Here is a 16,225-nt window from a genome sequence, read left to right on the forward strand (position 1 = left end):
GAGCTTGTCGAAGGGCGGTTTCTCTAGGCAGGAAATACGGCGCTTCGACAAGCTCAGCGCGAACGGACGGTGGCAGTGGCAGCTATACAGAGACACGTGGAGTCCCTGCGCGCGAGCGGGATGCTCGGCCAATTGGTCCGCTTCGGCATCGCCGGCGGAATCTCCACGCTGATCTACTCGGCGGTGTACCTGCCGCTGACCTTCTATGTGTTCGATCGCAGCCACGCGGTCTATGCGGTGCCGTTTGCGTTCGCGGTTGCAGTGACCGCGGGCTTCTTCCTGCACAGCCGCTGGAGCTTCAAGGGCCATGGCACCCGCGAGAGCGGCGGCACGCAGCAGGCCAAGTTCGTCCTGGTGCAGGCGTCGGGAATGGCGCTCAACGCCGTGATCACCTGGATCGGAACTGCGTTGCTCGGCTTCCCGGCCTGGGCGCCGCTCTTGCCCGCGGTGCTGCTCGCGACGATTTTCACCTTCATTCTCAACCGCTGGCTGGTATTCGGCTGATATGGACCGCATCGTCTACGAACGCATGGCCGCGCACGACACCACCCATTGGTGGTATCGCGCCCGCCGCGACATCCTCGCCGATTACCTGACCCGCTGGGGCGATTTGCCCAAGGACGCGCGCATCCTCGAGATCGGCTGCGGCACCGGGCACAACCTGCCGATGCTCGCGCAGTTCGGCGAGATCGACGCGATCGAGATCGACGAGACCGCGGGCGCCAAGGCCAGCGAGCGGCTGGGCAAGCCGGTCGGCACCTCGCCGCTTCCCGAATTGGTGGGGATCGAACCCGGCAGCTACGATCTCGTCGCGGTGCTCGACGTGATCGAGCATGTCGACGACGATGTCGCGGCATTGAAGGCGATCGCGGGCGCACTCAAGCCCGGCGGCCGGATCCTGATCACCGTCCCTGCGCACCAATGGATGTGGAGCGCGCACGACGTGGTAAACCACCACAAAAGGCGCTACTCCAAGGCGGGGTTCGCGGCGCTGCTGGAGAAAGCCGGACTGCAGGGCCGCAAGCTCGGCTACTTCAATTCACTGCTCTTCCCGGTCGCGGTTGCGGCGCGCTTCGCGGGCAAGCTGATGGGCAAGGACGACAGCGATGATTCGCCGCCGCCCAAGCCGCTCAACGCATTGTTCGAGGGAATCTTCCGAGTGGAGCGGCATTTGGTGGGCCGCATGCCGCTGCCGCCGGGACTGTCGCTGATCACGCTGGCTTCGAAGAAATAGTCCGACGCCTGCCGTCTGCGCTCCGCTCCCGCTTGCGGGAGGTGTCGGGGGAGGGGGCTGTGGTCCACGGGGTCGGATGGAACCGCCCCGTCGCAGCCTCCCCTAGCCTCTCCCGCAAGCGGGAGGGGAATTATTCCGCCTCGTTCCTTGTTACCTGCGGCGACACGCTGACTTCGCCCGAATCCTCGAAGCGATAGCCGAGCGAGGCATGGCCGAGCACCGGCCCGGCGACGTCCGCGACGAGATAGAGCGGGCGCCGCTTCGACTCGACATAGAGCCGCCCGAGATATTCGCCGATCATCCCCAGCACGAACATCTGCACCGCGCCGAGCACGACGACGACGAGCATCAGCGAGGTCCAGCCGGCGATTGCCGCGCCCATCATCCACGCGACGAGGATATAGAGCACCAGCAGCGCCGATGCGCCGGTGAGCAGCAGCCCGACATGGCTGGCGAAGCGCAAGGGCGCGGTCGAGAAGCCGGTGATCGCGTCGAGCGCGAAGCGGATCATCTTGCCGAGCGGATATTTGCTCTCGCCGGCATGCCGTTCGTGCCGGTCGTAAGGGAAGGGCACCTGCTTGAACCCGATCCACGCGACCATCCCGCGGATGAAGCGCGCCTGTTCGGGGAGCGACAGGAACGCGTCGAGCGCCCGCCTGGTCATCAGCCGGAAGTCGCCGGTGTCGAGCGGGATCGGCGTGTCGGTGATCCGATCGAGCATGCGATAGAAGAACGCCGCGGTGATCTTCTTGAAGATCGTCTCGCCGTCGCGCTTGCGGCGGACCGCATAGACGACGTCGGCGCCCTGGCTCTTCATCGCCGCGCGCATATCGGTGAGCAATTCGGGCGGATCCTGGAGATCGGCGTCGATGATCAGGATTTCCTCGCCCGCGCACAGATCGAGCCCGGCAGTGAGCGCGAGCTGGTGACCGTGGTTGCGCGAGAGGTTGATCGCGACGAGGCGCGGGTCGCTTTCCGACAAACGCTGCATCACCTTCCAGCTCGCGTCGCGCGAGCCGTCGTTGATCAGCACGATCTCATAGTCCTGGCCCACCGCCGCCTGCGCCGCGGCCGAGATGCGGCCGTGGAGCATCTCGAGGCATGCCTCTTCATTGTAGCAGGGGACGACGACGGAAAGCTTGGGCCTCTTCATGACCGGCCGCTGTAACGCCGTCGCAGCGCAGGCGCCAGCGTTCGCGAGGCATATGTCAGATCCGCTCGGCCCAGTTCACCACGTCGGCCGCGCGCAACGCGGCGAGCAGGCGCATCAGATGCGCGGCGTTGCGGACCTCGAGGTCGATCGTGTTGGTGTGGAAGGTGGTGTCGCGATTGTCCATGCGCAGGCCGAGGATATTGGCCTTTTGCCCGCCGATCAGCGTCGCGACGGCGCCGAGCGCGCCGGGCTCGTTCTTGAGCGTGACCGCGATCCGCGCGATCCCGCCCTCGGCCTTGTCGCCCCAGGTGAGGTCGACCCAATCCTCGTCGTCGGTGTCGGCGAGCCCGGCGCAGTCGATGCGATGGACTTCGATCGGCTGGCCCGCGCGGCGCACGCCGACGATACGGTCGCCGGGGACGGGGCGGCAATCCTCGGCGAAGTGGAACGCGACGCCCGCGGTCAGCCCCTTGATGTCGATCGCGCGCGCCTGGCTCGGCATCTCGTGCTCGACCCCGTCGGTCGAGCCCGGCATCACTGCCTCCAGCACCTGCGCGTCGGTGAGCTGGCGCCGCGCGATCGCCTCCATCAATGCGGCCTCGTCGGCGCACTTCAGCCGCTTGAGCGCATCGGTGAGCGCGCCTTCGCCCGCCGGAGTCGGCAGCCGCTGGACGATCTCGTCATAGAGCTTGCGCCCCAGCGCCACGGTCTCGTCGCGCTCCTTGTGGCGGATGTGGCGGCGGATCGCCGCGCGCGCCTTGCCGGTGATCGCGAAGTTGAGCCAATTGGCCTGGGGCTGCTGCGCCTTGGAGCGCAGGATCGCGACCTGGTCGCCCTGCTGGATCTCGGTGCGCAGGGGCACGACCTTGCCGTTGACCTTGGCGCCGACCGCCTGGTCGCCGAGATCGGTGTGCACCGCATAAGCGAAGTCGATCGGCGTCGCGCCCTTGGGCAGCTGGATCAGCTCGCCCTTGGGCGTGAAGGCGAAGATCCGATCCTGGTACATCGCCATCCGAGTGTGCTCGAGCAATTCCTCAGGGCTCTCGGCATGTTCGAGGATCTCGATCAGGTCGCGGATCCAGCTGACCTGCGTGTCCGGCCGAACCGAATCCTGCTTGTACGCCCAGTGCGCGGCGAGCCCGAACTCGGCGCGGGCGTGCATGTCGCGGGTGCGGATCTGGATCTCCACGCGGGTGTCGCCGGCGTGCATGATCGTCGTGTGGAGCGAGCGATAGCCGTTGCGCTTCGGCGTCGAGATATAGTCCTTGAACCGCCCCGGCACCAACGGCCAGCGGCGGTGGATCACGCCCAATGCGCGGTAACATTCCTCCTCGGTCTCGACGATCGCGCGGAACGCCATGATGTCGCTGAGCTGATCGAGCGACACGTGACGCTCGGACATCTTCTTCCAGATCGAATAAGGATGCTTCTCGCGCCCCGAAATCTCGGCCTCGACGCCGCCGCGCGCGAGCAGCAGCTTGAGGCCCGAGGCGATCTTGGCGACGCGGTCCTCGCCCTCGACCTTGAGGCTGTCGAGCCGCTTGGTGATGCTCTCATAGGCTTCGGGCTCGAGTTCGCGGAAGGCGAGCGTCTGCATCTCCTTCATGAACTCGTACATGCCGATCCGCTCGGCGAGCGGGGCGTAGATCTCCATCGTCTCGCGGGCGATGCGCTTGCGCTTGTCCGGGTTCTTGATGAAGTGGAGCGTGCGCATGTTGTGCAGCCGGTCGGCGAGCTTGACCAGCAGCACGCGGATGTCGTCGGACATCGCGAGCAGGAACTTGCGGAGGTTCTCCGCGGCGCGCTCGCTCTCGGTCTGCGCCTCGATCTTGGAGAGCTTGGTCACCCCGTCGACCATCCGTGCGACATTGTCGCCGAACAGCCGCTGGATCTCCTCCGGGGTGGCGACGGTGTCCTCGATCGTATCGTGGAGGATCGCGGTGGCGATCGTCTCGTCGTCCAAGTGCAGGTCGGTCAGGATGCCCGCGACTTCGATCGGATGGCTGAAATAGGGATCGCCGCTCGCGCGCTTCTGGCTGCCATGCGCGTTGACCGAGAACACATAGGCGCGGTTGAGCAGCGCCTCATCGGCTTCGGGGTCGTAGGACAGGACCCGATCTACAAGTTCATACTGACGCAGCACGGGACTAGATGGCGCCCCGGGCTGCTGCATTGCAATGTTTTTCGCGCATTTTTGACGCTGTTAGCGCGCCGCACCAGCCCGCACCCCCACCCGGCCGCCCAGAATATACTGCCGTTGGGTGGCCGGTGGGCGCGCGGGCCGGCACCGCCTAGATTAGTGCGCCTTGGCGTTGCACTTGGCGAGCGCATCGGCGTCGAAATCGGCGCCATTGGCGCGGAACGACTGGAGCTGGCCGACCTCGCGGGCGACGAGTTCGCAGACGATGTTGTCGCGCGCATTGGCCTTGGACGCGACGCAGACGCCCTCGCCGCACTTCCAGATGGTCGATCGCGTGACCAGGCTGGCCTTTTCGGGCGCCGTCACCGGCGTGGCGGCGTAATAGCCGCGCGCGGCCTGAGCGAAGCCGGTCGCGGGGGTGAGCGCCAGCGTGGCCGCGGCGGCTGCCGCGACAGCGAGAAATCGGGTCATGTCGTCCTCCTGGGGAAGGTCTGGGCGCAACAGGGGTTGCGGATCGCAAGCTAATTGACACTAAGGTAAGTTGCAAGCAGAAACTATTGCTGCGTCGCAAGACGTTATGCCGTTTCCCTGAGTCGGCAATTTGGAGTAATGTATTCAGTCATGGGTGGTGCGGTTCGAGAGTCGCTGCGGGCGCTGGCGAAAGAGTGCAGCCTTCCGGCCGCGCTGGAGGCGATGGGCGAGCGCTGGTCGTTCCTGATCCTGCGCGGATCGTTCAACGGGCTCCACCATTTCGAGGAGTTCCAGTCCGAGCTCGGCATCGCACGCAACATTCTCGCCAATCGTCTGGCGCGGCTGGTCGACAAGGACATTCTCGTGCGGCGACCTTGCCCCGAGGACCGGCGCAAGATCGAATATCGCCTCACCGACAAGGGCTATGCATTGCTCCCGACGATGATCGCGCTGCGCCAATGGGGCGAGCGCTGGGAGACCGGCGTGCCGGCCTTTCCGGTGCTGGTCGATGCGCGCGACCGCCGGCCGATCGCTCCGGTGACCGTGCAGGCGCAGGACGGCCGCGTCCTCCAGAAGGGCGATCTGGTATGGGCGCTTCCCGAGGAAGTGGAGGACGAGCCGGAGGTGCGCGCCGCCGAATAGCGTCGCGTCCGAACCGTGGCTTTTATGCAACGGTTTTCAAAATGTGCGGCTTTCTGTCCAGTTGCAGCGCAACAAAAGAGTCGCTCGTTGCTTCTGCTCCCACCGATGCCGCGTGTGCCCAGCGTATCCGGGTTGCGGCATCGGGAGTATTCACCAGCGTAACAAGGTCCTTCCCACATGCGTACACTCATCGCCGTCGCGGCACTCGCCGCGGCCCTCCCGACTGCTGCCTTCGCGCAGGACACCGCCGCCGATGCCAATGTCGAGGCCGGCCAGGCGCCCGACGGATCGCGCGGCTTCGGCATCGAACCCTATGTCGGCATCATGGGCGGCTATGAGCAGTTCGACGACAATCCCTATAAGCGCGTCGCAGGCATCCCGGGCGCGCCCGGCGGCCGCGACTTCGACGGCGGTATCGTCCAGGGCGTAGCCGGCGTGAACGTGCCGCTCGGCCCGGTCTTCGTCGGCGTCGAGGGCAATGCCACCAAGGGCTTCAAGGGCGCGATCGACTGGGAATATGGCGTTGCCGGCCGCGCGGGCTTCCGCATCGGCGACAGCGGCTTGATCTACGGCAAGGCCGGCTATCAGTGGGTCAATTTCGACGCGCTCGGCGATGACAGCCGCGACTTCCACGACATCACCGCCGGCCTCGGCGTCGAAGTCGGGCCCAAGGACATCGGCCTTGGCGGGATCACCAGCCGCTCGGGCGTGCGCTTCCGGCTCGAGGTCAACAGCTTCGGCGACTTCAACAGCTTCCAGCCGGTCGCCGGCATCATCGCCCACTTCTGACGCTACGGCGCGGCCGGGAATTCCCGGTCGCGCCCCTTGTTGCGCCGCAAAAAAGTTAACGGCGTTTACCCTTCGTTAACGCTTCGGGTTCATCTTTCGATAACGGTTTTCGACAATCTCGGACGTGGATCGGGGGTGGCCAAATGTATCGGCGCATCGTCACGCTTATCTTGAGTGCAACGCTCGCCGCCTGCGCGGCAAAGACTGCGCCGCCACAGGTGCTGCTGGTCAGTCCCGTCGCGGTCGAGACGCCGCCGGTCTGGCGCACGTCGATCCGCCCCGAGGACGAGACGCGCCTCGCCGACCTGCAAACCCGCTGGGGCGGGCTCCACGCCAAGCTGGCGCCGCGCGTGCGCACCGCCCAGGGCCGGCTGGTCGATCCCAAAGCCGGGCTCGAAATGCCGGGCGTGACCCCGGGCGCCTATCGCTGCCGGATCGTCAAGCTGCGCACCCCGCCGCGCGGCGCCGCGACCGCACGCAGCTCGACGAACGACTTCTGCTATCTTTCGGACACGCCCGAGGGCGTCGCCTTCGTCAAGCAGACCGGCAGCGATCCGGCCGCCGGCTATTTCTATCCCGACGGCAAACGCTACGTCTTTCTAGGCGCACGCCAGCGCCGCGCGGGCGACAACTCGATCGGCTATGGCAACGAGCCGGCACGCGACATGGTGGGCGTGGTCGAGCGCGTCGGCGGCTTTCGCTGGCGGCTTGCGGTGGCCGGCGCCGATAGCCGTCAGCTCGACATCTACGAGCTCACGCCAGTGCCCGTCGACCAGCAGCCGCGCAGCTGAACTCGGCGCCGGCGCGGCTCAGTTGGAGCGGTGCTCTTCGGATTTGCGATATTTGTCATGGCACGCCCCGCAGCTGGCGCCGACTTCGCGCAGCTGCGCCTTGAACCCTTCGGCATCGCCCGCCGTTGCCAGCGCCGCGAGCTTGTCGGCCGCGGCGGCATAATCGGCGGCGCGCGCCTCGAATCCGGCGCGGTCGCTCCACACCGTCGGCAGCGCCGCGCTCTTGCCGCCGCCGCTCCCGGCGGGGAACATGCCGGGAATCGCGCGCGCCCAGCCCGCGAGGCTCCGCGCGGCAAAGGCCTGGCTCTTCGGATCGCCGCCGCGCTCGCCGGCGGCGCGAAGCCCGCCGAATAGGGCGCCCGACATCCGGAATGCCGCCTGCCGCCCGGCGATCACGGCCGGGTCAGGCGCCGCGGGATGCGCAGCCGGGGCAGCTTCCACCGATCCGATGAGCACCAGTGCCGCCGCTGCCATCGCCACCGTCGTCCGCCGCATCGCCGCTCTCCCAGCCGATATGTGGCATAAGCTATCGTGCAGCCGGCCTTGCGGCAACCGTCGCGCAAACGCCTCCATTTCGGAGTCATTTTCGTCCGAAGCGGACGCGAATCGTGCCAGATTGTCCGCGTGGCAGAAGGCGGCACTCCTCGGGTAGAATATGCGTGCGAACGCTGCGGCAGCGCAGCGGTGACGCGCGACGCATGGGCCGAATGGAATCTGGAAAGCCAGGCCTGGGTGCTCAGCGAAATATTCGATTTCGCCTTCTGTCACACCTGCCACCGCGAGACACGCCTGAGCGAACGCGCGGCGCGGTGATTATCTTTGCTCCGGCGCAATGTCGCGCAGCTTACCCGACAGGGCGTGGATATCCGCCAGATCATAGGCCAGCGAGCGGCGCACATTCGATGGCGGCCGCTTGGCCAGAGAGAGGCCGGGCCGCCATTCGGTCGCCGGCCGAATGGGCCGAGGGGTGAAGCCGCCGCCGCAATTGGGGCAGACATTGAACAGCCTGGTCTCGACGCACGCCGCACAAAAGGTGCATTCGTAGGTGCAGATACGTGCTTCCGTCGCCGCAGGCGGGAGATCGCGGTCGCAGAATTCACAGTTCGGACGAAGTTCCAATGCCATGATGCCCCCCTTGCCGGAGGCCGCCCCCTACGGATTCGGTGTTCGATCGGCAACGGTCGCCGCAGCTATGCCTCGACCCCCAGCTGCCACAGCACGAACGCCATCTCCTCGGCCGATTCCTTGAGGCTCTCCCAGCGGCCCGACTTGCCGCCATGGCCAGCGCCCATGTTGGTCTTGAGCACGAGCACATTGTCGTCGGTCTTGGTCGCGCGCAGCTTGGCCGCCCATTTGGCGGGCTCCCAATAGGTCACGCGCGGATCGTTGAGCCCGCCCGAGATGAACAAGGGCGGATAGTCCTGCGCGCGGACATTGTCGTAGGGCGAATAGGCGCGGATCCGCGCGAACGCCTCGGGGTCCTCGATCGGATTGCCCCATTCGGGCCATTCGCCGGGGGTCAGCGGCAGTTCGGCGTCGAGCATCGTATTGAGGACGTCGACGAACGGCACGTCGGCGACCACCGCGCCCCACAATTCGGGATCCGAATTGACCACCGCGCCCATCAGCTCGCCGCCCGCCGAGCGTCCGGCGATCGCGATCCCACCGGCATGCGTGAAGCCCCGCGCGATCAGCCCCTTCGCCACGTCGACGAAGTCGTTGAAGGTGTTCTCGCGCTTCTCGAGCTTGCCGTCGTGATACCAGGCCTGGCCGAGATCGTCGCCACCGCGGATATGCGCGATCGCGAAGGCCATGCCGCGATCGAGGAACGACATCCGGCTGGTCGAGAAGCCCGGCGGGATCGCATAGCCGTACGCGCCATACGCGTAGAGATAGAGCTTGCCGCTGCCGTCGCGGGGAAAGCCCTTCGGATAGACGATCGACACCGGCACTTGCGTCCCGTCGCGCGCGGCGATCTTGAGCCGCTCGGTCGCGTATCTTGACGCGTCGTACCCGCTCGGGATCTCCTGGACCTTGAGCGTCTCGATCGCCCCGGTGGCGACGCTGTAATCCTGCACCGTGCCGGGGGTGATCATCGATTCGTAGCTGAGCCGCAGCTTGTCGACGGCATATTCGGGATTGTCGGCGAGCCCTGCGACGTAACTTGCCTCGGGAAATTCCAGCCGCACCGGCGCCACCGTGGAATCGTAGCGGTGCAGTTCGACCTGATCGAGCCCGTCCTCGCGCCCCTCGACGATGAAGAAGTCGGCGAAACACGCCACCCCGGTCATGTAGAAATGCGGCGACGGCGCGATCCGCTCCGCCCATTCGCCGGGATTGGCGAGGCTGGCGGTGGCGAGCCGGAACTGCGGGTCGGTGTCGTTGGTGTGGATGAACAAGGTGTCGCCGTGGAGATCGACATCATATTCGCGGCCGGTCTTGCGCGGGCTGACCAGGATCGGCTCGGCGAGCGGATTGTCGGCCGGATAGAGCCGGATCTCGCCGGTCTCGTGGTCGCTGGTGGTGAGCAGGATCCACTTGCGGTCGCTGCTCAGCTCGACGCCGACCGAGAAGCCGAGCTCCTCCTCGAAATAGATCACGACGTCGTCGGCAGGATCGGTGCCCAACCGGTGCAGCTTGATCGTGCGCGTCCGCCAATTCTCGTCGGTGACGCCGTAGAGGATCGCGTCGCCACCGCTGGTGAACACGATATTGCCGATCGTCCCTTCGATCGAGACGTCGCCCCATTTGCCCGCCGCGCCCCGGATCTTCTCGCCGATCGCGGTGCCGCCGCCCAGATCCTTGAAGCGGATCGTGTAGCGCTCCGACCCGTCATCGTCGGTCGAATAGGCCATCAGCGCGCCGTCCTCGCTGATCGTGATCGCGCCGACGCGGAAATAGTCCTTGCCCGCGGCGAGCGCCGGCTCGTCGAGGATCAGTTCGTCCGCGCCGCCGGCGGCGGGCTTGCGCCACCAGCGCGGATATTCGCCGCCGGTCTCGTAATCGGTCCAGTAGAGCCAGTCGCCGTCCTTTTGCGGCACGGTCGATTCGTCTTCCTTGATCCGCCCGCGCATCTCCTGGAACAGCCGGTCGCTGAGCGGCTTGTGCGGCGCCATCACCTGCTCGAAATAGGCGTTCTCCTCTTCGAGATAGGCGAGCACTTGCTTGTCGGTAACTTCGGGATAGCCGGGATCGCGCAGCCACGCCCAGGGATCGTCGATAGTGACGCCGTGCGCGGAGAATTGATGCGGACGGGTGGCGGCGACGGGGGGCTTGGGAAGATCGGTCATCCCCCGCCCTTATCGCAGCTTGGCGCCGTGTCGAAGCCCCTGCTTCAGCCGAGCGGCAATGCGGGCTGGCCGCTGCGATTGGCGCGGACGATGCGGTTGCGTCCGGTCTCCTTGGCTTCGTACAGCGCCTTGTCGGCGCAATTGATCGTGTCTTCGAGCTGGTCGCCGCCGAAGCGGCAGATGCCCGCCGAGAAGGTCAGCGCCTGCCCGTCGAGCACGATCAGCGGCGTCGCGATCAGCCGCTGGCTCACCCGGGCGAGCACCCGCGCGGCTTCCTCTTCGGTCGCGCCGCGGAACAGCAAGGCGAATTCCTCCCCGCCCCAGCGCGCGACGAGGTCGCCGCGGCGCAGCTCGGAGGACAGCCGCACCGCGAAGTCGCGCAGCACGCGGTCGCCCTCGTCATGGCCGAAGCGATCGTTGACTGCCTTGAACTGGTCGAGGTCGATCAAGGCGATCGTGCCGCGGCGCTCCTCGGGCAGGAAATCGGCGATGTCGGCGATGAACCCGCGGCGGTTGCGCACCCCGGTGAGCAGATCCTCCTTCGAGGCGAGATCGAGCTCGCGCATCCGCGCCTCGGCCGCGCTCGCCGCGCGGTTGACGCTGCCGAGCAGGCTGCCGATCACGTCCTCGCTGCCCTCGGGCAGCGGCGCCACCGCCCCGCCCTGCTCGAGCGTGGTGAGCGCATCCTGGGCGACATGGATCGGCGCCAGCATCGCGCCGATGCCGAACAAGGCGATTCCCATCCCGACGACGGTCGCGAACAAGAGCAGCAGGAACTCGGTAAGCGCCAGCCGCCCCGTCGCCGCGCCCCAGCCGACATAGGTGAGGAGCGGCACGTGCGTCGCGACGAAGCAGATCGCGAATACGCGCAGCCGAAAGCTGCGCGGAAACAGGAACGAGCTGGCAAGGTAGAAGCGCATGATTCCTCGCTTGATATGGCGAGCCTCGCCTCTCCGGCCTTCACCTCAACAAAATGTAAAGTGCAACCCGCCGCACCGGCGACGGGCGTTGCCATGCGGCGAGATGTGCCGCGCGGCGGGTCAGCTTTGTTCGAGATCGTTGCCGCTGATGATCGTCCGGTCGCTTCCGTCGAACCGTGCCAGCGCGCGGGTCGCGGCGCGCGCGATCTCGTCTTCATACGCCTGAACCAAAGCGGCGCCATCGCCGTCGGGGACGCGCGCGCTCAGCGCCTCGAGCACGTCATATTGCACGGCGAAGTCGTAGCGCTCGCCGCTCGCCTCGCCAGCAAACTCGACCTGGCGGTCGTCGCTATTGTCGAGCAGGGTCGCAAGGTCGATCGTCACGCGGTCTTCGGCCATCTGGTGTCTCCGTTTGTCGGCGAGACAAGCGCCCGGCGGCCGAAGCGGTTCCTCAGCTCGAACAGCCGCGCGCCGTAACCGGCCAGGTGTCGACCACCGCCTCTCCTTCCACGATCTGGTAGCGATCGTAGAGATTGACCGTCGGGTCGCAGTGCGGCGGCATCAGCGTCACGCGCGCGCCGAGCGGCGGCAGGTCGTCGCCGAAGAGCGCGCCATGCTCGTCGCCGGTGAAGGCATAGCGGCTCTCCCGCGGCGCCCCGGCGAGCACCACCGGCACGCCGGCATCGGTCGCGAATGCCTTGAGCCCCGAATCGACCGTCACCATGCCGGGCGTATTCGCGCTGACCACGGTCGCGTCGACGAACAAGGCGGGTTCGAAGGCCGGTCCGGCGAGCTCGCAATCCCCATATTCGCGGTCGAGGAAGACGTAGGATCCGACCTGCAGCTCGGTAAACACGCCCAGCGCCGCGTCGATCGCGAAAGTGCCGGTGCCGCCGCCGGTGACGATCGGCACCTCGAACCCCGCGCCGCGCAATGCCGCCAATACGGTGCCGAGATAGTCGGTGCGCTCCACGATCGCCGCGCGCCGCTGGGCGAGGCTCTGGATATGCTGATGCGAGCCGCAATAATATTGCACACCGCCGAGGCGGAGCGTGCCGGTCGCGGCGATCGCCTGCGCGAGGTCGATCGCCGCTGCGGGCGAGGTCACGCCGGTGCGATGACTCCCCGGATCGACATCGATGAATACCGTCAGGCCCGGCGCCCCCGCCCCCAGGGCCCGGGCATTGTCGGAATGATCTACCACCACGGAGAGCGTGATCCGCTCCTCGAGCGCCGCCAGCCGCGCGATCGCCTGGGAGGTCACCACGGGCGAGGTCAGATGAATGTTACCGATCCCGTCCTTGGCCAGCGCCTCGGCCTCGGCGAGCTTGGCGCAGCAGATGCCGACCGCGCCCGCCGCGATCTGCCGCCGGGCGATCTCGCCGCTCTTGTGCGTCTTGGCGTGCGGCCTGAGCGCGACGCCCTGCTCGGCCGCGAAGGCTGCCATCGCGGCGATGTTCCGCCCCAGCGCGGCGCGATCGACGATCAAGGCGGGCGTGGCAAGGTCGCGACGGGGAAACGGCGTGGTCATCGCACGGGCATAGCGCTTCCCATTCGCGATTCCATCGGCCAAACGGTCGGCAATCCAGCCGCCGACTCGCGCGTCGATCCCGCGGTCCGCGGCGTCCCGATGTCCGAGGAACCGCCATGTCCAGCTATGCCGACCGCCTCCAAGCCCTTCGCGAACAATTGAAGCGCGACCGGCTCGACGGCTTCGTCGTTCCCCTCACCGACGAACACATGTCCGAATATGTCGGCGCCTATGCCCAGCGCCTCGCCTGGCTGACCGGTTTCCAGGGCAGCGCCGGCAGCGCGGTGGTGCTGTCGAGCGAAGCGGCGATCTTCACCGACGGGCGCTACACGCTCCAGGTCCGCCAGCAGGTCTCTGCGGATGACTGGCAATATGTCCCGGTGCCGCAGGTCAGCATGGCCGCCTGGCTGGGCGAGCACGCTCCCGATGGCGGGCGGATCGGTTACGACCCATGGCTGCACACCCGCGCCTGGGTCGAGGAGGCACGCAAGGCACTTGCCGAGAAAGGCGCCGAACTCGTCGCGGTCGACACCAATCCGGTCGACGCGGTCTGGCCCGATCGACCCGCCCCCTCGGATGCGACGTTGAGCGTCCAGGACGACGCCGCGGCCGGACGCAGCTCGGCCGCCAAGCGCGCCGAGATCGCCGAGTGGCTGTCCGAGCGTAAGGCCGACGCGGTGGTGCTGTCGGCGCTCGATTCGATCGCCTGGGCGTTCAACATCCGCGGCAACGACGTGAGCCATACCCCGGTTGCGCTGGCGTACGCGATCGTCAATGCCGACGGCACCGCCGACCTGTTCGTCAGTCCTGAGAAGATCACCGATGCGGTCCGCCAGCATCTCGGCAATGCGATTCGCGTGCACGACCGCGCCGCCTTCGCGCCCGCGCTTGCGGGTTTCGTTGGCAAGCGCGTCGCCGCCGATCCCGAGCGCGCGGTCGCCGCGATCTTCGATTCACTCGATGCCGGCGGCGCGAAGATCCTCAGCCTCCGCGATCCGGTCGTGCTCGCCAAGGCGCTCAAGAACCCCGCCGAGATCGCCGGGCACAGGGCCGCGCAGGCGCGCGACGGCGCCGCGCTCGTCCGCTTCCTCAAATGGTTCGAGGAGACTGCGCCCGCCGGCGGGCTCACCGAGATGTCCGCCGCCGACAAGCTACGAGCGTTCCGCGAAGCGACCGGCGTGCTCAAGGACCTGAGCTTCGATACGATCTCGGCGACCGGCCCGAACGGTGCGATCCCGCATTACAAGGTTACCGACGAATCGAGCCTGAAGATCGAGCAGGGCCAGCTCTACCTCGTCGACTCGGGCGGCCAATATGCCGACGGCACCACCGACGTGACCCGGGTGATGCCGGTCGGCGAGCCCAGCCCCGAGATGCGCGACCGCTTTACGCGCGTGCTCAAGGGCCATATCGGCATTGCCACTGCGATTTTCCCCGACGGCACCACCGGCGCGCAGCTCGACAGCTTCGCGCGTGCGCCGCTCTGGGAAGTCGGGCTCGATTTCGGGCACGGCACCGGCCACGGCGTCGGCGCCTATCTCTCGGTGCACGAAGGCCCGCAGCGGATCGCCCAGCCTTTCTATCCTGGCGGGCAGAGCCTCGAACCCTTGCGCGCCGGCATGTTCCTGTCGAACGAGCCCGGTTATTACAAGGCGGGCGAATACGGCATCCGCATCGAGAATCTGGTGCTGATCGTTCCTGCCGAGATCGCCGGCGCCGAGCAGGCGATGCTGCGCTTCGAGACGCTCACCTTCGCGCCGATCGAGCGCCGCCTGATCGAGCCCTCCCTGTTAACCCCAAAGGAACTTCAGTGGGTTAATGCCTATCACGCGCGGGTGCTCGAAGTGGTCGGCCCGCAATTGGGCGGGGATGAAAGGCAATGGTTGGAAGCGAAGGTCGCACCAATCGGATGATGTGGTTCCTGGCAGGTGCCGTCACCATGGCGATCTACCTGATGGGTCCCCACGCCATTCTGAACAAAGGCTATGATTTGGGATCGTTCGCCGCGGCCTGGGTGCAATCGCGCTGAGGCTCTGAGGGGCTCGCCTGTGCGCGCGCCTGCTGCTTGCGTTTCCGCAAATTGGCCCTGAGCGCCTCGGCGCGCCGGGCCTGTTTTTCCGCATCGTTCATGCGGAGCATCGATAAACCGGCCGGCTTCGGGTTGACAATCACTCGCCCCCAAGCACATAGGCCCCTCCCGCCCGGTCCCCGACCGGCGAGTGCTGCCGTAGCTCAGTGGTAGAGCGCATCCTTGGTAAGGCTGAGGTCGTGAGTTCAATCCTCACCGGCAGCACCATTTTTCCGGTTCGATCCAGGCCCAGTCTCGGGGCGTGCGCGCCTGCGGTCGCCGCCGTCCGGAAATGCCGGGCGAATCAGCGCTGCGGCCCGCCGACCAAATCGGCGAGCCGTTGCATGCGACGGTGCCATTCGGGGCGTTGCGCATCGATCCATCGGGACAGCGCGTCGAGGCCCTCCTCGCGCAACTGACAGGTGCGGACGCGCCCGATCTTCTGGGTGACGACCAGTCCGCACGCCTCGAGCACGCGCAAATGCTGCCCCACCGCCGTCAGCGACATATCGAACGGCTGCGCCAACGCGGAAACGGACAGCGGGCCTCGCCCGAGCAATTCCACCATCTGCCGACGGGTGGGATCGCCCAGGGCATGCAGGATGGATCCCGCGTCGAGGCCCGGTTCGGAAGCGTCCATATCCCGTTATGCGATGGTGTCGGCCAGCCTGTCGACAAGCGTTCGCCACCCCATCTCGCGGATCTGGGGCCCGTCGGCGCCTTCGAAAAAGGCGCCCTGGAACGTGATCGTCAGTTCGGTGGCATCCTCGACGGCGGCCAGCTCGACCGTGACGAGCGCGGCGGAAATGTCGGCATCGCCGAACGTCATCCTGGATGCCCAGATGATCCGAACGTCTGGCACCAGGCTGAGCACCGTATCGCTATTGGCGACGCGCATCCCGGCAAAGGGCGTGCCGTCGCGGAAGCGATAGCGAAGCCGCTCGGTGGCGCCTTCGCGCAGGTCGCACTCGAACGCCTCCACCTCATGCTGGTCGCCTTCGGCGAACCACCGCCGTTTCAGCTCCGGCTGGGCGAAAGCCTCGAACACCCGCGCGGGCGGCGCGGGCAGGATACGGCTGAGTGTGAAGCTTGCGTGCGTGACCTGATTGCCGGACATGAAGCATCTCCAATAGTGAAGCTCTCCCTTCACTATTGGAGATGCTGAAATAGTCAAGTATATACTTCACTATGGCACA

At 66.7% G+C, this 16,225-nt stretch carries 18 protein-coding genes and 1 tRNA gene; 8 read left to right on the forward strand and 11 right to left on the reverse strand.

All coding sequences use genetic code 11. The features are described 5' to 3' along the window. Positions 1 to 120 precede the first annotated feature (120 nt). Together AC3WJI_RS08920 and AC3WJI_RS08925 are read left to right on the forward strand one after the other, a co-directional pair. Positions 121 to 504, forward strand: a complete 384-nt coding sequence (locus tag AC3WJI_RS08920) for a GtrA family protein (protein ID WP_492756967.1) — start codon at positions 121 to 123, stop codon at positions 502 to 504. Position 505: 1 nt separating this feature from the next. After that, positions 506 to 1,234, forward strand: a complete 729-nt coding sequence (locus tag AC3WJI_RS08925) for a class I SAM-dependent methyltransferase (protein ID WP_492756901.1) — start codon at positions 506 to 508, stop codon at positions 1,232 to 1,234. A gap of 130 nt (positions 1,235 to 1,364) precedes the next feature. On the opposite strand, the gene AC3WJI_RS08930 is transcribed toward AC3WJI_RS08925, so the two are convergent. The 3 genes from AC3WJI_RS08930 to AC3WJI_RS08940 form a co-directional block, all read right to left on the reverse strand. Continuing rightward, the gene (locus AC3WJI_RS08930; protein WP_492756902.1) at positions 1,365 to 2,387 is read right to left on the reverse strand and encodes a glycosyltransferase family 2 protein; all 1,023 of its coding nucleotides are present in this window, start codon (positions 2,385 to 2,387) and stop codon (positions 1,365 to 1,367) included. Positions 2,388 to 2,442: 55 nt separating this feature from the next. After that, on the reverse strand, positions 2,443 to 4,530 hold the full coding sequence (locus tag AC3WJI_RS08935; RefSeq protein WP_492756903.1) for a RelA/SpoT family protein: 2,088 nt from the start codon (positions 4,528 to 4,530) through the stop codon (positions 2,443 to 2,445). 153 nt (positions 4,531 to 4,683) lie between these two features. Further along, a complete protein-coding gene (locus AC3WJI_RS08940; protein ID WP_492756904.1) occupies positions 4,684 to 4,998 on the reverse strand; it encodes a CC_3452 family protein in 315 nt (104 codons plus the stop codon). Between the two features lie 150 nt (positions 4,999 to 5,148). Here AC3WJI_RS08940 and AC3WJI_RS08945 point away from each other — a divergent pair, with 150 nt between their 5' ends. The 3 genes from AC3WJI_RS08945 to AC3WJI_RS08955 all read left to right on the forward strand — a co-directional run bounded on the left by AC3WJI_RS08945 (position 5,149) and on the right by AC3WJI_RS08955 (position 7,220). Beyond that, a complete protein-coding gene (locus tag AC3WJI_RS08945) occupies positions 5,149 to 5,640 on the forward strand; it encodes a winged helix-turn-helix transcriptional regulator (RefSeq protein ID WP_492756968.1) in 492 nt (163 codons plus the stop codon). 177 nt (positions 5,641 to 5,817) lie between these two features. Continuing rightward, positions 5,818 to 6,429 (forward strand): outer membrane protein, encoded by a 612-nt coding sequence (locus AC3WJI_RS08950; protein WP_492756905.1) that lies wholly within the window; start codon positions 5,818 to 5,820, stop codon positions 6,427 to 6,429. A 143-nt stretch (positions 6,430 to 6,572) separates the two neighbouring features. Continuing rightward, positions 6,573 to 7,220, forward strand: a complete 648-nt coding sequence (locus AC3WJI_RS08955; RefSeq protein WP_492756906.1) for a DUF4893 domain-containing protein — start codon at positions 6,573 to 6,575, stop codon at positions 7,218 to 7,220. 18 nt (positions 7,221 to 7,238) lie between these two features. Here the strand turns inward: AC3WJI_RS08955 and AC3WJI_RS08960 are convergent, their stop codons facing one another. Continuing rightward, positions 7,239 to 7,715 carry a c-type cytochrome gene (locus tag AC3WJI_RS08960; RefSeq protein ID WP_492756907.1) on the reverse strand — a complete coding sequence of 159 codons (477 nt, stop codon included), beginning with the start codon at positions 7,713 to 7,715 and terminating at the stop codon, positions 7,239 to 7,241. Positions 7,716 to 7,751: 36 nt separating this feature from the next. Between AC3WJI_RS08960 and AC3WJI_RS08965 the strand changes: the two genes are divergently transcribed. Beyond that, positions 7,752 to 8,033 carry a hypothetical protein gene (locus AC3WJI_RS08965; RefSeq protein ID WP_492756908.1) on the forward strand — a complete coding sequence of 94 codons (282 nt, stop codon included), beginning with the start codon at positions 7,752 to 7,754 and terminating at the stop codon, positions 8,031 to 8,033. Here the strand turns inward: AC3WJI_RS08965 and AC3WJI_RS08970 are convergent, their stop codons facing one another. The 5 genes from AC3WJI_RS08970 to AC3WJI_RS08990 form a co-directional block, all read right to left on the reverse strand. Further along, positions 8,034 to 8,345 (reverse strand): DUF1272 domain-containing protein, encoded by a 312-nt coding sequence (locus AC3WJI_RS08970; RefSeq protein WP_492756909.1) that lies wholly within the window; start codon positions 8,343 to 8,345, stop codon positions 8,034 to 8,036. A 65-nt stretch (positions 8,346 to 8,410) separates the two neighbouring features. Beyond that, positions 8,411 to 10,510 carry a S9 family peptidase gene (locus tag AC3WJI_RS08975; RefSeq protein WP_492756910.1) on the reverse strand — a complete coding sequence of 700 codons (2,100 nt, stop codon included), beginning with the start codon at positions 10,508 to 10,510 and terminating at the stop codon, positions 8,411 to 8,413. A gap of 44 nt (positions 10,511 to 10,554) precedes the next feature. After that, a complete protein-coding gene (locus AC3WJI_RS08980) occupies positions 10,555 to 11,430 on the reverse strand; it encodes a GGDEF domain-containing protein (protein ID WP_492756911.1) in 876 nt (291 codons plus the stop codon). 120 nt (positions 11,431 to 11,550) lie between these two features. Beyond that, the gene (locus tag AC3WJI_RS08985; RefSeq protein WP_492756912.1) at positions 11,551 to 11,829 is read right to left on the reverse strand and encodes a hypothetical protein; all 279 of its coding nucleotides are present in this window, start codon (positions 11,827 to 11,829) and stop codon (positions 11,551 to 11,553) included. Between the two features lie 52 nt (positions 11,830 to 11,881). After that, entirely contained in the window at positions 11,882 to 13,003 is a 1,122-nt protein-coding gene (locus tag AC3WJI_RS08990; protein ID WP_492756913.1) for a DSD1 family PLP-dependent enzyme, read from the reverse strand. Between the two features lie 74 nt (positions 13,004 to 13,077). On the opposite strand from AC3WJI_RS08990, the gene AC3WJI_RS08995 reads away from it, so the two are divergent. Together AC3WJI_RS08995 and AC3WJI_RS09000 are read left to right on the forward strand one after the other, a co-directional pair. After that, the gene (locus tag AC3WJI_RS08995) at positions 13,078 to 14,874 is read left to right on the forward strand and encodes an aminopeptidase P family protein (RefSeq protein ID WP_492756914.1); all 1,797 of its coding nucleotides are present in this window, start codon (positions 13,078 to 13,080) and stop codon (positions 14,872 to 14,874) included. A 308-nt stretch (positions 14,875 to 15,182) separates the two neighbouring features. Beyond that, positions 15,183 to 15,257 (forward strand) — tRNA-Thr (locus tag AC3WJI_RS09000). A 76-nt stretch (positions 15,258 to 15,333) separates the two neighbouring features. On the opposite strand, the gene AC3WJI_RS09005 is transcribed toward AC3WJI_RS09000, so the two are convergent. Both AC3WJI_RS09005 and AC3WJI_RS09010 read right to left on the reverse strand, forming a co-directional pair. Next, the gene (locus AC3WJI_RS09005; RefSeq protein WP_492756915.1) at positions 15,334 to 15,669 is read right to left on the reverse strand and encodes an ArsR/SmtB family transcription factor; all 336 of its coding nucleotides are present in this window, start codon (positions 15,667 to 15,669) and stop codon (positions 15,334 to 15,336) included. A 6-nt stretch (positions 15,670 to 15,675) separates the two neighbouring features. Next, entirely contained in the window at positions 15,676 to 16,146 is a 471-nt protein-coding gene (locus AC3WJI_RS09010) for an SRPBCC domain-containing protein (protein WP_492756916.1), read from the reverse strand. Positions 16,147 to 16,225: the final 79 nt, after the last annotated feature.

The organism is Sphingomonas sp. FW306-1B-B10E, from assembly GCF_058782005.1.

What these genes read in the sequence shown, in the direction of transcription:
- AC3WJI_RS08920 (WP_492756967.1), top strand. Translation starts at nt 121, where the DNA reads ATGCTCGGCCAATTGGTCCGCTTCGGCATCGCCGGCGGAATCTCCACG.
- AC3WJI_RS08925 (WP_492756901.1), top strand. Translation starts at nt 506, where the DNA reads ATGGACCGCATCGTCTACGAACGCATGGCCGCGCACGACACCACCCAT.
- AC3WJI_RS08930 (WP_492756902.1), bottom strand. Translation starts at nt 2,387, where the DNA reads ATGAAGAGGCCCAAGCTTTCCGTCGTCGTCCCCTGCTACAATGAAGAG.
- AC3WJI_RS08940 (WP_492756904.1), bottom strand. Translation starts at nt 4,998, where the DNA reads ATGACCCGATTTCTCGCTGTCGCGGCAGCCGCCGCGGCCACGCTGGCG.
- AC3WJI_RS08945 (WP_492756968.1), top strand. Translation starts at nt 5,149, where the DNA reads ATGGGTGGTGCGGTTCGAGAGTCGCTGCGGGCGCTGGCGAAAGAGTGC.
- AC3WJI_RS08950 (WP_492756905.1), top strand. Translation starts at nt 5,818, where the DNA reads ATGCGTACACTCATCGCCGTCGCGGCACTCGCCGCGGCCCTCCCGACT.
- AC3WJI_RS08955 (WP_492756906.1), top strand. Translation starts at nt 6,573, where the DNA reads ATGTATCGGCGCATCGTCACGCTTATCTTGAGTGCAACGCTCGCCGCC.
- AC3WJI_RS08960 (WP_492756907.1), bottom strand. Translation starts at nt 7,715, where the DNA reads ATGCGGCGGACGACGGTGGCGATGGCAGCGGCGGCACTGGTGCTCATC.
- AC3WJI_RS08970 (WP_492756909.1), bottom strand. Translation starts at nt 8,345, where the DNA reads ATGGCATTGGAACTTCGTCCGAACTGTGAATTCTGCGACCGCGATCTC.
- AC3WJI_RS08975 (WP_492756910.1), bottom strand. Translation starts at nt 10,510, where the DNA reads ATGACCGATCTTCCCAAGCCCCCCGTCGCCGCCACCCGTCCGCATCAA.
- AC3WJI_RS08980 (WP_492756911.1), bottom strand. Translation starts at nt 11,430, where the DNA reads ATGCGCTTCTACCTTGCCAGCTCGTTCCTGTTTCCGCGCAGCTTTCGG.
- AC3WJI_RS08985 (WP_492756912.1), bottom strand. Translation starts at nt 11,829, where the DNA reads ATGGCCGAAGACCGCGTGACGATCGACCTTGCGACCCTGCTCGACAAT.
- AC3WJI_RS08995 (WP_492756914.1), top strand. Translation starts at nt 13,078, where the DNA reads ATGTCCAGCTATGCCGACCGCCTCCAAGCCCTTCGCGAACAATTGAAG.
- AC3WJI_RS09005 (WP_492756915.1), bottom strand. Translation starts at nt 15,669, where the DNA reads ATGGACGCTTCCGAACCGGGCCTCGACGCGGGATCCATCCTGCATGCC.
- AC3WJI_RS09010 (WP_492756916.1), bottom strand. Translation starts at nt 16,146, where the DNA reads ATGTCCGGCAATCAGGTCACGCACGCAAGCTTCACACTCAGCCGTATC.